The sequence below is a fragment of the Bacteroides sp. 2201st1_D9_2201SCRN_220225 genome, assembly GCF_040928965.1.
Taxonomy (GTDB): Bacteria; Bacteroidota; Bacteroidia; order Bacteroidales; family Bacteroidaceae; genus Bacteroides; species Bacteroides stercoris.
In genome coordinates this window covers 1-16,594 of the sequence record NZ_JBCODG010000089.1, presented here as the reverse complement: position 1 = coordinate 16,594, position 16,594 = coordinate 1, and the positions used below count along the sequence as shown (strand labels likewise).

Here is a 16,594-nt window from a genome sequence, read left to right as displayed (position 1 = left end):
ATTCTTTGTGGAAAAAGAACGGTTTGGTTGGGAATGTAAGGACGAAAATGTAACTTTGCCATAACGAAAAACTTTATACCTAAAGATACGAAAACTTTGGATAATAACAAAGCCCGGGCTTGAGAAAGTCTGGGCTTTGCGCATAAAAAAAGGCTGTGTCAGCGTTTTGACACAACCTCTTGTTTTTGAAGGGGTAGGGAAACACCCTTTTTTGGGGGAGGACTTCCTCAACTATCTTAGTCATTTGCGCATAATCCTGGCATGCCATTCACATTCCGGATGATAACCATAGAATCTTTTACCATCCCCACCCAAATCCCAGGGAGAAGTTATTTCAATTGAACGTTTTGGCAGAAGATCGTATTTTGCTTGAGCTATTAGTATTTTTGTATATCTTCTAAAACGTTTGGACGCAACTCTTTTGCCTTTCTTCTGTGATTTGCACCCACACCATACTCCAGCGGGAAACTTCTTCTTCGATCTACTCATTTTAATGTAATGTTATGAATACAATCATCTAACCGGATAGACTGTATTCTAGTTAAACATTACATCTTTTTGCTGTTTAAATTCATCACTTCAATAAGAATAATAGTTGTATACAACAGATTACCATAATGCGACTTGGCCTATGCTCCTAATTTCAAGTTTAGCACTTATTCCCATAGTTTTAAAAACTCTTGCAATGGTGGAAAAGGTTAAATTCTTACCGTTTTCAATTCGGGAGATTTGAGCCCGCTGCACTCCTATCAGATTCCCTAATTCCTCTTGTGTTAGGTTCTTCGACTGACGAGCTTGTTTAATGGCTTCACCAATTAAGAAAGAGTTTAAATCAGCTTCAAACTGATCTCTTTTGGGAGTGCCTTTTTTCCCTATGTGCTTATCTAATATTTCTTCTTCTGTATAAAATTTCATTGTTTCATTTTGTCTTTAATCTTCGTTGGTAAGTTGTTCAGAAAATCATCTGCATCTTTTGAATAGATGATTTTGAATTTAGTCTTTTCTTCCATAAGTTGTTGTTTTTATGCAGCAAAGGTAATCTTTTGTTTCCATACAACGAAACATTTGTATTTATTTTATGCAGCCTGTTGTGTCGTTTGGGCGAGTGTGCTCCTATTAGTGGTATAGGTTCACACTCCAAATCATCTTTCCCTATCTGCATAATTGGGAGAGGATCTACCTAATATAAACTGACAGCAAGACGGTAAAATAACATTAGTAGAGTTCGTTGAAGCACAGTCGGAACTGACCGATGAATGGAAAGAATGGATTGATACTCGGCCAATAAGCGGTGAAAGCGCTAGAGCCTTTCTTGCCTGGCATGAAGAATACACCATGAACCATCAGAACAGTAACCAAACGATTCCCTTACTCAGAGTAGGGGGATTGTTGTATTTACATAGGCAGGGATAATAACTCCTCGTGTATAAATTTCATTCCACAACTATCTTACGCTAAACGTGCGAGAAAGCCCGTTCCTTTAGGTATGGGAGTATGTCAATTCGTTCAAAGCACCACATCACCAATGCTAAATACCTATATATAGGTATTTAATTCATTTTTATACTATTAAAATGGTATTTTAACAGTGTTAAGTAGTGACTATTTTTGCACGCAAAATGGAAAACCAGCAACTGTACTTCTGAGAGAATGTAATGTATTATATTCTATAATCTCTGTACGTAATGAGATTGTCCAAACAATGTAGTAAAATGTAATAAAACGGCATAGCCCAAAAATAAAAATTAACTATTGTTGCTAATATCAGAATTAACCATGTTGTCTGGTGATGCCAAGGTAAAGTGCTATTTTTTAAAGGTTGTTGTATATAAATCTTAGTGGTAAGGATAACCATAATTATTAATATATGAGTATGAAAAAAAAAAAAAGAGTATTGAATATAGTATTTGTATACTTATACTTAATGTACATAGGAGCCACCTTTCCTGTCAAAGCGCAAAGTAATTACAAAGTCAAACTTACAGGTATTGTTTACGAATACGACCAAAATAACAAGCTTTTACCTTTAGAATTCGCAGCAGTGTCCATTCCAGAATCTTCATTAGGGACAACCTCTAATGAAAATGGTAGATACACACTGGAAAATGTACCTACTGGTAAAATTCGTATGCAAATTCAATATTTAGGCAAAGTTTCTATTGACACCTTAATAAATGTAAGTAAGGACCTGGTTCTTAATTTTACAATGAGGAATGAGGATTTTAAGTTGAAAGAAGTAACAGTAACCGCAACCAACAACCGTTCGGGCAAATCCACATCTTCTCACATTTCCCGCTCTGCTATGGATCATATGCAAGCGACCAGTTTATATGATGTAATGTCATTGATGCCAGGTGGAATTTCACAGAATCAGGATATGAGTTCGGCACAACAGATTAACATCCGTCAAGTTTCCAGTTCCAGTGGTCCGGAAGCTCCGATGAATGCTATGGGTACTGCAATAATTCGTGATGGTGCCCCCATCTCAAATAATGCTAATTTATCTGCGATGAACCCTACGGTATTAAGTGGTACGGAAACACCCGCTTCATTGGCCGGAGGTGCCTCGCCGGCTGGTGGAACCGATGTTCGCAGTATTTCTACAGAAAATATAGAATCTATACAAATTGTTCGTGGTATCCCTTCTGTTGAATATGGTGATCTGACCTCAGGAGCAGTAATTATTAATACAAAAGCTGGTCGTGAGCCGCTACGTATCAAAGCAAAAGCCAATCCCAATATCTATCAGGTGTCTATGGGAACCGGTTTTGAACTTGGAAAAAAGAAAGGTGCTTTAAATGTAAGTGCAGATTATGCTTATAATACGAATAATCCCATATCCAGTTATCAGCACTATCAGCGTGCCACAACAAAGTTGCTCTATTCAAATACTTTCTTTAATAATAAGTTACGTACCAATTCCAGCTTTGATTTTATTTATGGTAAGGATCAGCGTGAACGTAATCCTGATGACGAACAAACTAAAACTGCCTCGGAAGGTCGTGATGTAGGTTTTACTTTGAATACCAATGGTACATGGAATATAAATAAGGGCTGGTTGAAAACACTACGCTATGTATTGTCGGGTACGTATATGGATAAAGACAGTTATTATGAAACCGTATACAGTTCTGCTACATCTCCTTATTCCATGACCACTACAAACGGTGCGGTGCTTAGTAACTTTGCAGGTCAGCACATCTATGATGCCAATGGTAATCAAATTACTAATTTTGGACCGGAAGACATAAATCATTATGCTGTTTATCTGCCAAGCAGCTATTTGGGACACTATGAAATTGATAGTCGTGAAGTTAATTTGTTTGCTAAGGTAACGAGTTCTCTATTCAAGGCGAGCGGTCATGTAAACAATCGCATCTTGATTGGTGCGGATTTCCGGAGTGACGGTAATGTTGGTAAGGGAAAAACTTATGACCCAAGTACTCCTCCTTATCGTAGTCAATATGGTCATAATTCATCTTTCCGTCCACGTAACTATAAGGATATTCCTTTCATTAACCAATTTGGTGCATATGTGGAAGATAATTTTAAATGGTCTATAAGCGGTACGCATGATTTGAACATTCAGGCTGGTGTGCGTTATGATCATACCTCAGTAGTAGGGGGCATTTTCTCGCCACGTGTAAATGCATCCATTGATTTGATTCCGAATTTATTAAGTCTTCAGGGAGGTTACGGTATTGCTGCAAAGATGCCTTCTCTTCTCTATTTATATCCGGAAAATGCATATTTTGAATATATCAATATAAATGAGCTTGCCAATGAAAACATTCCGGAAAGCCAGCGTTTGTTCATGACCACCACAGAAGTTCGGCAAGTAGATAACTCAGATTTAAAGATTGCCCAAAATCATAAGGCGGAAGTCGGATTTAATTTACGAGTGGGTAAAACCAATCTGAATGTAATAGCTTATAAGGAGCGTCTGAAGGATGGTTATGTAATGAGCCAAACTTTCAATACCTTCAATACATTTATCTATAATGAATATCAGCGCACAGAAAACGGAATAGAACTTAGTAGTAGCTTACCGGTATTGTCTACTTATGCAAAACCAACTAATAATTTAAATATAGAAACCAAAGGTTTAGAATTTGATTTGAATATCGGACGTATTGATGCTATCCGTACGGCTTTCCAAATAAATGGTTCATGGATGCGTACTAAAAGTTGGCGTCAGGGTTATAGCTTCTATGACAATAGCGAAGATGCTGCTTCAGCCCGTAAACCGGTGGCCATTTATTCTCAAGATGGCAATGCAAGTTATAAACAGCAATTTGTAACGACTTTACGTGCCACTCACAATATCCCGCGTATCGGTTTTGTTGTTACGATGACAGCACAAGCTATTTGGCAGCAGTCTAATTGGAATACATTTGGAAACGATTCTATACCTGTGGGCTATTTAGCATTGGAAGATGCGTCTGTAAATATGTTTCCCGAAGGGCAATATACCACTACCCAGCAAGTAAAAGATGCAGGATATGGATATATGTTGAATAATGTAAGTCATAATAATGCTATAAAAGAATCATATAGTCCTTATTTTTGTTTTAACTTGAATGTAACTAAAGAAATTAGCGATATGCTACGTGTTTCTTTCTTTGCCAACAATATGTTCAGAAGTTATCCGCGCAGAGAATCCAAACGTAATCCGGGTTCGTATACTCAATTGAATAACCGATTTTTCTTTGGGCTGGAATTATCACTCACTTTATAATGTTTAGGAAGTTATGAAAAAATATTTAATATATTTGTTTACATTGGCAAGTACCCTTTTGATAGGATGCGATTCCTTCAGGGACATGTCTGGTGCAGCAGAAGTGAATCCTATCACAGTTGATGTATATTTGGATATTACCGTTGAAAATATATCCACGCTGAAAGATCTGACTGTAAAGTTTGACAATTACGATGAAGATTTACATTATGTAAAAGAAGTAACTGATAATAGTGTGAAAGTTGACGGGATTATCCCCGGAATTTATTCAGTAACAGTATCCGGTACAGCTATTGATACAGAAAATAGCGAGTACTATATCAATGGTAACTCTGTAAATGCAGCATTATTTCACCATGGCAGCGCATTGAATATTGAAGTGCAAGGCCTTAAAGTGAGCCCTTTAATTTTCAAGGAGATTTATTATTGCGGTAGCCGTCCTGAAAAGGGGGGAGTCTATTTCCGCGACCAGTTCTATGAGATATACAATAACTCTGCTGACGTTTTGTATTTGGACGGTATTTATTTCGCAAATCTAACTCCAGGTACAGCTACTACTAAACTACCAATTTGGCCGGAAGCGGATGGTAATAATTATGCATATGGAGAACGTGTGTGGAAATTTCCAGGAAATGGAACCGAATATCCGTTAGCACCAGGTGAATCTTGCATTATTTCTCAATTTGCCGCTAATCATCAGTTGGACATCTATAACCCTCAAAGTCCTATCGACGGCAGTAGTTCTGAGTTTGAGTTTAATATGAATAATCCAAATTTCCCTGACCAGGCAGCTTATGATATGCAACATGTTTTCTATCAAGGAAAAGCAGAGATGGGAAGCATACCACAGTATTTGACATCCGTATTTGGAGGCGCTTATGCGATTTTTCGTGTTCCTGAAGGAGAAACTTGGGATCCGGTCAATGATGAAAATATGAAGACAACAGATCTAAGCAAACCGAACAGTAATGTTTATTATGCTAAAATACCTGTTAAATATGTATTGGATGCTGTGGAAGCAGTAGACAATGAGTCAAAGATGAATGCAAAACGTGTTCCCGGTGTACTTGATGCAGGTATTACTTGGGTAGGAGCTACTTACTGCGGTTTAGGTATTGCTCGTAAATTGTCCACAGACGAAGAAGGTAATCCTATTATTCGCGAAGAAACAGGCACATACATATATCAGGATACAAACAACAGTACGGATGACTTTGAACGTGGCGTTGTTCCTGTAATGCGTCGTAATGGAGCAAAAATGCCTTCATGGAATCACACATTGCAATAATTAATTAAAAGGACAGAACAATGAAAAAACAATATATGAACTATATGAAAAGCTGCCTGCTGGTAGTGATAGCCTGCTTTGTAAGTATGGTGGGAGCGGCACAGGGTTTCTCTCCTGCCGCTATGGAACAATTGAAAACAAAACGACTATGGTCTCATTCACAGAATGCTGCCGGTATGCCATTCGATGATATTCAGAATTATTCGAATGTTATATTGGGATATGACTTACAGGACGGAAACTATTGCCGTCCGCAAGAGGGGCAGAAAGAGACTATCGTAGGTGTATCCAGTGAAGGTTTTATCAATCTGAAAAATGCATATGTATGGGGAGCATTTAATTTTGCACAAAACAATCTGACGGATGCCGGATATAATGCCTCCATTGCCGATCCATTCAGGGGAATGCCTTACTATATCGCAGACCAGCACTTAAGTAAATGGAGAAATCAATATTACGATCTGAAGTTTCGTGCAGCTACTCCTTTATTTGGTAATCATTGGGCATTGGGTTTGGAAGGTAATTATGTAGCTACATTAGCTGCCAAACAGCGTGACCCGCGTGTGGATACCCGTTTTTATACGCTGGAACTGACACCGGGGATTACTTACAGGTTGAATAATTCACACAAGTTTGGTGCAAGTTTCAAGTATAGTTCTATCAAGGAAGACTCAAGAATGAGTAATGTCAACTCTTATGTGGATCAAGATTATTATATATTATACGGTTTGGGAACAGCCATAAAAGGAATAGGCAGCGGTGTAACCAGCAATTATATTGGAGACCGTTTCGGTGGAGCTCTCCAGTACAACTTCAGTATGCCGTCTTTCAATTTACTGCTTGAGGGCAGTTACGATGTAAAAGCGGAAACTGTTCAGCAGAGCTATACGACTCCTAAAAAAATAGCCGGTGTAAAAGATAAAACCGCCCATGTTTCTTTAACGATGATTCAGGAAGGAAAGAACTATACCAATTATATGAGAACCACATATACAAACCGCAGTATCGATGGTATTCAGTATATTTCTCAACGCGATAACTCAGAATCACAAAGTGGCTGGGTGGAATTATATAATAATATCCGTTCTACGTACAAGACACAAACCGCTTCTCTTAATTATGCATTAAGCAGAAACCGCGGGAATGAATATAGTTGGAAAGCAGAATTAAATGTGAATTATACCAATCAAGACGATGAATATTTAATGCCTAATTCTGTACAGAATGCAGAAAATTTATCTTTAGGCTTAGGCGGTAAAAAGAATTTTGTGTTAGGAAATAGCTTGAATCGCAGGATTTTAATAGATGTTCATATTGCGTATAACAAAAATCTGGGAGGTGAATATGTATATGGTGGTAGCCATGCAGACTATCCGACTGTAACCGAATTACAACAAGGGCTGACTAATTATTATACTTGTAATTACTATCGTATTGGCGGGTCGGTTACGTATTCGCAACAAGTCAGCGAAAACAGACGTATGAACTTATTTGCAAAAGTTGTATTCGATCGTGTAAATACCTCTGACTATGATTATGATGGGCGTACTTATTTATCGATAAGTTTAGGATGTAATTTTTAATGCTACATAACGAAATCTATATTACAAAAACATGCGTAAATTAATCACTGGAAGTTTGATGCTCTGCAGCATATTATCTCTGCGGGCACAGACATTTGTTAAACCGGCTGTGAAAGTAAAGGACACCTCTTTTGCTGTAATTACAGATAAAGGGACTTTTCAGGCTTGCGAAGCCGAGCTTAAAGCCTATCAGGAGATTCTAGGAAAGGAAGGGTTGCCTACGTTCATCGTATACAATGAATGGAAGAAACCGGAAGATGTAAAGAAAGTTATTGTTAAGCTCTACAAAAAGGATAATTTGGAAGGAGTGGTATTTGTCGGTGATATTCCTATTCCAATGCTCCGCAAAGCCCAGCATATGACTTCCGCTTTTAAAATGGATGAGAAAAACAATGACTGGAGAGATTCTTCAGTGCCTAGCGATCGTTTCTACGACGATTTCGACCTACAATTCGATTTTTTGAAACAGGACAGTGTCGAAAATAATTTCTTCTATTATAATTTGGCTATAAAATCTCCACAGCAAATTCGGTGTGACATATATTCTGCACGTGTCAAAGCTGTTGATAACGGCGAAGAACCGCATGCGCAAATCAGCCGCTATTTTAAAAAAGTGGTGGCTGAGCACCAGACAAACAATAAATTAGACCAATTCTTCTCCTATACAGGTGATGGCTCTTACTCTAACTCATTGACTGCATGGACACCGGAAACCTTTACTATCCGCGAACAGATGCCGGGCGTATTCGATAAAGAAGGACGAGCCCGTTTCATCCGTTATAATTTCAGCGATTATCCCAAGGACGATGTCATTAATATGCTGAAACGCACAGATTTGGACTTGTCTATTTTTCATGAGCATGGTATGCCCGAACGTCAATATCTTTCCGGTAGTCCCGCTACTAATAGGTGGAATGCTCATGTAGATGCAATGAAGTACTATTATCGTGGTTTAGCACGTAGAAAGCAAGACAACAAAAAGTCTTTCGACGAAATGCTGGATATGATGAAAAACACATACGGTTTGGACACTACTTGGATTGCAGGCTATGATGATCCCAAAGTAATTGCAGAAGATTCTTTACTAGACCTGCGCACCGGTATTATCCTATCGGAAGTTACAGAGTTTAAGCCTAATAGCCGTATGGTAATTTTCGATGCATGCTATAATGGTGATTTTCGGGAAAAAGATTACATTGCCGGACGTTATATCATGTCGGAGGGAAAATGCGTAACTACTTTTGCCAACTCAGTCAATGTACTGCAAGATAAAATGGCAAACGAGATGCTCGGCCTGTTAGGTATGGGAGCACGAGTGGGGCAATGGGCTAAATTGACGAATATTCTCGAATCGCACATTACCGGTGATCCTACTCTACGTTTTCAATCTATCAATGAGATAGATGCCAATGCTTTGCTCAAAGAGCCATATAACGAGTCCCGCATGTTGGAGTTATTACAGTCGCCCTATGCCGACATACAGAATTTTGCTTTGCACAACCTTTATCGCAATGACTATCCGGGTATTTCTGATTTATTAAGAAAAACTTTTGAAACTTCTCCGTTCATGATGGTACGTTTCACCTGCTTGGGATTGCTTGAGAAGATTGGTGACAAAAACTTCCGGGAAGTCTTACACTTGGCCATTACGGATTCCTATGAATTTATTCGTCGTACCTCTGTTCGTATGATGCAACATGTGGGACTGAACGAGTATGTTTATCCGCAAATCAAAGCCTACGTAGAAGACAACCTATCTGAGCGTGTGGCATTTAATGTGAGTTTGGGACTTCAGGTCTTTGATCAGGCAGCTGTACAGGCGGCAATTGATAAAGTAATGGCTGAGACCTATGTGTTGCAAGACAAGGAGGAGATGCGTAAGGTTTTGGAGGATGCCAATAATACTCGTAGCATGCAAAAAGAGTTATTAAGCAAAGAAACCTCCGAACGTTGGCGCATCCTTTATTGCAATTCTCTGAAAAATTATATGGCACATGCCTGTGTAGACGGCCTCTTGGCTTTACTTACCGACTCCAGTGAAAGTGAAAAGCTAAAAACATGTTTATTGGAGGCTTTAGCTTGGTTCACTCATTCTTATCGGAAGCCTGACATCCTTCGGGTATGCGATCAACTGAGAAAAGATAAGAGCTTATCCGAGAACCTTCGTGAAGAAGCCGGCCGTACATATTACAGACTTAAAAATTAATTAGCCATGATTAAAAAAATCATATATCTGGCATTTCTTTTGCCATTGGCAGGAAATGCACAAACAACAGTCATAAAGCCATCGGTCAAGCAACCTACCGCTTTTGCTATTATAACAGATAACCAAACTTATGCAAATACCAAAGATGCCATGCATCAGTACAAAACTGCGGTTGAAGATGATGGTTTGGCAACTTATCTGATCAGCAGTGATTGGCAAAATCCAGATCAAGTCAAACAGATGATCATCAAAATATATCAAGAATGCCCTTCATTGGAAGGTCTGGTTTTAATCGGTGATGTGCCTGTCGCATTGGTACGTAATGCACAACACATGACTACTGCATTCAAAATGAATGAGAAAGCCTTTCCTTGGGATCAGTCTTCCGTACCTACCGACCGCTTCTATGATGATCTGAACTTAAAGTTTGAGTTCATCAGGCAAGACTCAGTAAATCATCAGCATTTCTACTACAAATTGACGGAAGACAGTCCCCAGCGGCTAAATCCTACTTTCTATTCGGCTCGTATCAAGTATCCGGAAAAAAAGGAAGGGGATAAGTATGCGGCCATTGCCTCATATTTGAAGAAAGCTGCTGCTGCCAAGGCAGATAAGCATAATCAATTGGATCGGGTATTTTCATTCAATGGTGGTTCTTACAATTCCGATTGCCTGATTGTATGGATGGATGACGAAAAAGCTTATATGGAGAACTTTCCATTAGCTTTTGGTCGTCAAATGGGATTCAAACATTGGAATTTCCGAATGAAACACCCTATGAAATATAAGTTATTCAGCGAATTGCAACGAAAGGATCTTGACTTATTTATGTTTCATGAGCATGGAATGCCAACAGGGCAGCTTATTAATGATGAATTGGCATGCACTGATTTCAATAATCGTTATAAAATGTTGAAGAGCACACTTTATAATGCAGTCATGGCCCATGTTGGAAAACGTGATAAAGACACCTTACGTATTCAGATGCAAGAAAAGCGACAAGTGAATGAGGTGTTTTTTAAAGACCTGGACAATCCTAAGTTCTGGGAAGCAGACTCTCTTCACTACGCTGATGAACGTATCGTAACGGAAGATTTAATGAAGAGAAATCTTTCCACCAATCCGAAGATGATAATGTTTGATGCGTGCTACAACGGTTCTTTTCACGAAAACGACTATATAGCAGGACAATATATCTTTAATAACGGTCAGACATTAGTAGCACAAGGAAATACCCGTAACGTATTGCAAGACCGCTGGACTATTGAAATGATTGGTTTGTTGTCCCATGGTGTACGAGCCGGACAATACAATAAGCTGATCGCATCACTTGAAGGTCATTTGTTTGGTGATCCTACTTTCCGTTTTGCTCCTGTCGAAGCCAATACTTTAAGTACCGATATAACGCTACACAAAAATGACAAAGCTTATTGGAAGAATTTGTTAAACAGCCCATACGCTGATGTACAAAGTTTGGCCATGCGTATGCTGGCTGACATCGATACCCAAAAGGAATTGTCTCCGTTGCTCCTGAAAAAATACCGGGAAGGCGGTTTCAATACAGTCCGTATGGAGGCTATCAAGTTGTTGAGCCGTTATCAGGACGATAACTTTATCGAAGCATTACGCGAAGGTTTGAACGATGCTTATGAAATGGTAGTTCGCCAAAGTGCCATTTATGCCGGATTTGTAGGTGACGATTCCTTATTGCCAGCTATTGTGGAAGCATTGATCGAACATAATGAACGTTTACGCGTACAAATGAGCGCCAACAAGGCTTTAAGCCTTTATCCGAAAGAGAAAGTGGAAAAAGTAATAGAGGACTTTTATGCAAAAGTTGACCGTTTGAATGAAAACGAGGAGAAAAAGCGGTTACTAAGAAGTCTGGAGAGAATGTTTGTACAAGAGGCAAAAGTCCATCAGACTTTGATGGATGTAGCTGCACCGGAAGCAAAACGTATCAGTGCAATCCGCAATGTGCGTAACTATACGTTCCATTTCCACGTGGATGATTATTTGAATGTAATTCGTGATGCCGGTAATCCACAGGAAGTACGTGTAGTAATGGCCGAAGCATTAGGTTGGTTTACCAATTCTGTACAACGTCCACACATTCTTGAAGAAATAAAGAAGATGCAACAAACAGCCAATCTTCCGGAAGATTTAAAAGCAGAACTTGAACAGACAATCAAAAGATTAAGTTTATAAATATGAAGAAATACATCCTTTGGGCAATTACCACTTTGTGCTTACAGGATATGCAGGCGCAAACAGTTGTACATCCTAGTATAAAAACAAAGACTACTTTTGCAATTGTAGTCGATCAGAAAAGTTATGATGAAGCGAAAAGTGAAATTGATGCTTATCGTACCAGTATAGAAAAAGAGGGCTTAGGTACTTACTTGCTGATTGATGATTGGAAAAGGCCAGAACCTATTCGTGAGCAGCTTGTCAAATTGCATGAGAATGAGAAAACGCCTTTGGAGGGTTGCGTATTTATAGGTGACATCCCTATTCCAATGATTCGTGATGCACATCATCTATCTTCGGCTTTCAAAAGGTCTCCCAAAGCCAATTGGCAGAAATCAAGCATTCCTTCCGACCGTTATTATGATGACTTCGGATTAAAATTTGATTATATTAAACAAGACAGTTTGATGCCTGACTATCATTATATGACATTGCGTGCTGATTCTAAACAGTATATTTCACCGGATATTTATTCGGCCCGTATCCGTCCATTGCATTTAGAAGGGGAGAACCGGTATCAGATGCTACGCGATTACTTAAAAAAGGCTGTTGCCGAAAAAGCAAAGCAAAATGCATTTGACCAACTGACTATGGCCCGCGGCCATGGTTACAATTCCGAAGATCCTTTGGCATGGAGCGGTGAGCAAATGGCCTTACGTGAGCAATTACCGCAAATATTCAAATCGGGCAATACGGTGAAGTTCTATGATTTTGACATGCTCTATCCGATGAAACCATTATACTTGAACGAGATTCAGCGCGAAGGATTAGATGTCATGCTATTCCATCATCATGGTGGCCCCACCATGCAGTATATCAATGGCTATGAAAATGGTTCCGGTATTAATTTGAGTATTGAGAATGCCAAAATATTCTTGCGAAGCAAGGTGCCTTCATATGCCAAGAAGCATGGGCGTGAAGCTGCTATCAAAGAATATGCCAAGCAGTATGGGGTACCTGAAAGTTGGTGTGCGGAAGCTTTCGATGAGGAGAAAATAAAATCGGATTCCATAGTAAACCGTAATATGGATATCTATACTGAAGATATTCGTCTTTTGACCCCTAATGCGCGTTTTATACTGTTCGATGCTTGTTTCAACGGTTCTTTCCATTTGGATGACAACATTGTAGGCTCTTACATATTTAATAAGGGTAAGACCATTGCTACTATGGGATGTACGGTTAACACCATTCAAGATAAATGGCCGGATGAATTTCTCGGCTTGTTAGCTGCCGGTATGCGCATCGGGCAGTTCACCCGTTTTACCTGCTTCTTGGAAAATCATCTGATCGGTGACCCGACTTTTCATTTCACCAATAATGCCGGGCTGGATATGGACATCAACCAGGCTTTAGTTGTGCAGGAAGGAAATGTTACATTCTGGAAAAAACAGCTGAATTCCCCTATGGCTGACATGCAGGCAATGGCGCTCCGTCAATTGTCAATGGCAAATTATAGTGGGCTCGTTGAACTGCTGAAGAAAAGTTACTACGAATCGAACTATTTCGTAGTGCGGTTGGAAGCATTACGCCTATTAGCTTTGAACTATCCGACAGAAGTTGCCGATGTATTGCAGACAGCCATGAATGACAGTTATGAACTGATCCGTCGTTATGCGGTGGAATATGTTGAAAAGAACTGCAATCCGGAATTGTTGCCGGCATGGATAGAAAGCTATCTGTTGCGCGGACATGAAAACCGCCATCGTTTCAGAATCTTTAGTGCTATCAATACATTCGACCATGATATGGCTTTGAATGAATTGAAAAAACAGGCTGCCGGTTGGTCTTTCTACGATTCTTCCTATGTGAATGAATTGTTGGAATACTTTCCTCGCCAAAAGAAAGGACTTGAAAGGGATTTTGCACTTATTGGCAATCCGGAAAGTACTACCAAGCAGATACAAAGCGAAATAAGTCGGTTCCGAAATAAACCTATCACTAAAGCCATTGAGCCATTACTGAATATTGTCAAAAATGAAAGTCAAGAAGAAGAACTTCGTATAGCAGCTGCCGAAACATTAGGTTGGTATAATTTATACCATAATAAGGCAAATATCATTAAGGAACTTGAAACATTCCAAACTTCCAAGAAAAAAGTAATGAACGAAGTTATTAAGACTATAAATAGACTGAAAAGTAAAAATAGATAATTTTTTAATTCCATTAGAGCTATTTAGTCATTGCTGTCTCATTGCTGATTATTGCTGTCCGGTAAATTTTTAATAATTGAGGACATTCAGTAAATAGTATAAAATCAGCTAAATAATTCATTTACACAAAATTGAGAACAGTACCTTCATACATAAAGTAGGGATATTCAGTAAATGTCCCCTATAATAAAATGACATATGAAGATGACAGAGTATACCCACTTCATATGTCATTTTTATTGCCCTTTTTCTGTTTTTTTTCATATAATCCTATTTGTTGGACATGATGTTTCGGAAGAAGTCTGATGACCTCTTCTGATCCTGTCTGTAAATTCGTGTCATGCCGCTTTATCCGATCGTTTCCTGATCTTGTCTATCATGAGTATGGCATTTGCCGTATGTATTCCAAAGAAAATCCAAAGGATTTCGGTTTTCCTGTTCCGTGCCTTTATCCTTGCGAGTGAGTAATGTTGCTTTTGAGTACCGAAGCTTCCTTCAAGCCGGGTGGCCCTTTCTTTTGAGAGTTCACTTCTGAGCACCTTTCTCAAGGGCTCATCCTTTGCTGCCCTTCCCTTGCGTACGAAAGAAGTGGATATCCCATATTTTGTACAGAACTTTCTGTTGGCATTATTGGCGTATATAGAGTCTGCAGCTACACATCTTACCCTCACATTCATGAGCTTCTGCTGCATACGGATACAGTCCTTAAGCCGTATCCCCTCATTGAATGCCTTGAACGAGAGTTGTTCGATGAACGATATACCGTCTATCTGTATACTGTTAACCTTTGCACCGAATTCAACAGATTTTGTTTCCTTTCCTCTTACTATTGGACGTACATAATGACGGTCGATGCTGACGATGCGGTCACTGACTTTCCGCCCTTCAAAGATTTCCTTTTCCTGTACAAGAACCTTTCTGATGATGGAAAGACGCTTCTGGTACTCCGGGGTATACCGGAGGAAGGTTTCGTACTTCCGATGAATCTCATCTCTCTGTATGAGGAGTTTTTCAAGAAGTCCGATCATACGACGTTTGAGCATCCTTGTCCTTGAAGCCTTCCTTTCTTTGCGCAAGGACTGAATATATTCCTGCGACCCGGATGACGTTCAGACAGACCTGCGGCTTTCGCCATATGCTCAAACGGAAAGACCGAATGAAGTCTGCCAAGCTCACTCTCATGAAAACTCTTGCGATATTTTTCCAAAACATCAAATTCTGTAAAGCCCAAAACTGGGTGAATTTCCGAAATATTTTGTATCTTAGCCATATCTTAGTTGGGGAATTTCCCCCGTTTTGGCTGCCAAACCTTATTTTCGGGGGAATACCTAAAGATACAAAAAAGCCAACTAATTCGAAAGGCTTTGTGTATGAATTAGTTGGCTAATTTTATACTATTTACTGAATGTCCCTATTTAAAAATTTCTTTGTTCATGAAAAAATAAAGGCATTTAAATAAAAGGGATGTATTATAATTGTAGTTGCATTTATTACTAAGTAATTATAATTTTCTTGAAGTATTGATGATGAATAAAGATCCTTTCATTTGGTGTCAGATAAAATTGTTGACGGTTCAATAATTACTAATATAATATTTCAATGAGAGATATTTGATTGATGCTTTATATTACTTTAAATATAATAAGACACCATTTATATAAGTATTAATATTTACTTTTAGGAAATGGTGTCTTAAATTATAAATAGGTTTAGAACTATTATATTTCTACTCCTAAATTAATATCCTTTTTTTTAGTGGGACATATTCTTTTAATCCCCAACCTGTTGGGGAAAGAATGCGTTCAAAGCTTCTTTCTACATTTCCTTTAGTATAGGTAAGTACTTGTTTCTCTAATGAATTTTTAAAATCATTGGCATTTAAATCTCTGAAGATATTGATACATTCTTTCTTAAGATATTCATTGATTGCAGATGCAAACACTGTTTTTTGTGTTGTTTTGTCAAATATATAAAGATTATTGGGGATGGGAACCATTGTATCAATACCCATGAATATGTTACAATCGACGATAAGTTTGTAAGCATTGGTTTCTGCAAGTGGAGCTGATAGGCAATATGTAGAACGTTGAATTAGGCTTTGGATGAGTTCTTTTCTGTTTATTTGAAACATATCTGGATGGGAACGGCCGCTTACCTCTCCCTTCCGGTAAGCAGATCCGTTCCCATTTTCTTTAATTCCCGGATGATGGCTTTCTTTGGATTCACTACGAACCTGTAGAGACGGAAAGTGTTTGTGTATAGGCGTCTTTCCTCTTTGAGCTCTCCATGCAGCACTTCTTGCTTAAGCTGTGAGACTGCCTGATTCTTCAGTTCGTTCCGTAGCTGCCAGTTCTCGGAATATTTTCTCAGGCTTTC

At 38.8% G+C, this 16,594-nt stretch carries 9 protein-coding genes and 2 pseudogenes; 6 read left to right on the top strand and 5 right to left on the bottom strand.

What is annotated here, in order from left to right; translation table 11 throughout:
- Positions 1-240 precede the first annotated feature (240 nt).
- The gene (locus tag AB5903_RS19860; RefSeq protein ID WP_016662420.1) at positions 241-489 is read right to left on the bottom strand and encodes a hypothetical protein; all 249 of its coding nucleotides are present in this window, start codon (positions 487-489) and stop codon (positions 241-243) included.
- A 120-nt stretch (positions 490-609) separates the two neighbouring features.
- A complete protein-coding gene (locus AB5903_RS19855) occupies positions 610-915 on the bottom strand; it encodes a helix-turn-helix domain-containing protein (RefSeq protein WP_195658799.1) in 306 nt (101 codons plus the stop codon).
- Between the two features lie 958 nt (positions 916-1,873).
- Here AB5903_RS19855 and AB5903_RS19850 point away from each other — a divergent pair.
- From AB5903_RS19850 to AB5903_RS19825, 6 genes are read left to right on the top strand one after another with little or no spacing between them, the layout of a single operon-like run.
- A complete protein-coding gene (locus AB5903_RS19850; RefSeq protein ID WP_117857433.1) occupies positions 1,874-4,738 on the top strand; it encodes a TonB-dependent receptor in 2,865 nt (954 codons plus the stop codon).
- Between the two features lie 13 nt (positions 4,739-4,751).
- A complete protein-coding gene (locus AB5903_RS19845; RefSeq protein ID WP_016662416.1) occupies positions 4,752-6,026 on the top strand; it encodes a DUF4876 domain-containing protein in 1,275 nt (424 codons plus the stop codon).
- Positions 6,027-6,046: 20 nt separating this feature from the next.
- Positions 6,047-7,609: a DUF6850 family outer membrane beta-barrel protein gene (locus AB5903_RS19840; protein ID WP_195658720.1), complete on the top strand. Its 1,563-nt coding sequence runs from the start codon at positions 6,047-6,049 to the stop codon at positions 7,607-7,609.
- A gap of 31 nt (positions 7,610-7,640) precedes the next feature.
- Entirely contained in the window at positions 7,641-9,815 is a 2,175-nt protein-coding gene (locus tag AB5903_RS19835; RefSeq protein ID WP_034536100.1) for a HEAT repeat domain-containing protein, read from the top strand.
- Positions 9,816-9,821: 6 nt separating this feature from the next.
- The gene (locus AB5903_RS19830) at positions 9,822-12,023 is read left to right on the top strand and encodes a HEAT repeat domain-containing protein (protein ID WP_272710781.1); all 2,202 of its coding nucleotides are present in this window, start codon (positions 9,822-9,824) and stop codon (positions 12,021-12,023) included.
- A 2-nt stretch (positions 12,024-12,025) separates the two neighbouring features.
- Positions 12,026-14,218: a HEAT repeat domain-containing protein gene (locus tag AB5903_RS19825; protein ID WP_272710780.1), complete on the top strand. Its 2,193-nt coding sequence runs from the start codon at positions 12,026-12,028 to the stop codon at positions 14,216-14,218.
- A 338-nt stretch (positions 14,219-14,556) separates the two neighbouring features.
- Here the strand turns inward: AB5903_RS19825 and AB5903_RS19820 are convergent.
- The 3 genes and pseudogenes from AB5903_RS19820 to AB5903_RS19810 all read right to left on the bottom strand — a co-directional run.
- Positions 14,557-15,488, bottom strand: a pseudogene (locus AB5903_RS19820) (transposase).
- Positions 15,489-15,950: 462 nt separating this feature from the next.
- The gene (locus AB5903_RS19815) at positions 15,951-16,229 is read right to left on the bottom strand and encodes a hypothetical protein (RefSeq protein WP_016662409.1); all 279 of its coding nucleotides are present in this window, start codon (positions 16,227-16,229) and stop codon (positions 15,951-15,953) included.
- Between the two features lie 140 nt (positions 16,230-16,369).
- Positions 16,370-16,594, bottom strand: a pseudogene (locus AB5903_RS19810) (mobilization protein); the annotation flags it as partial.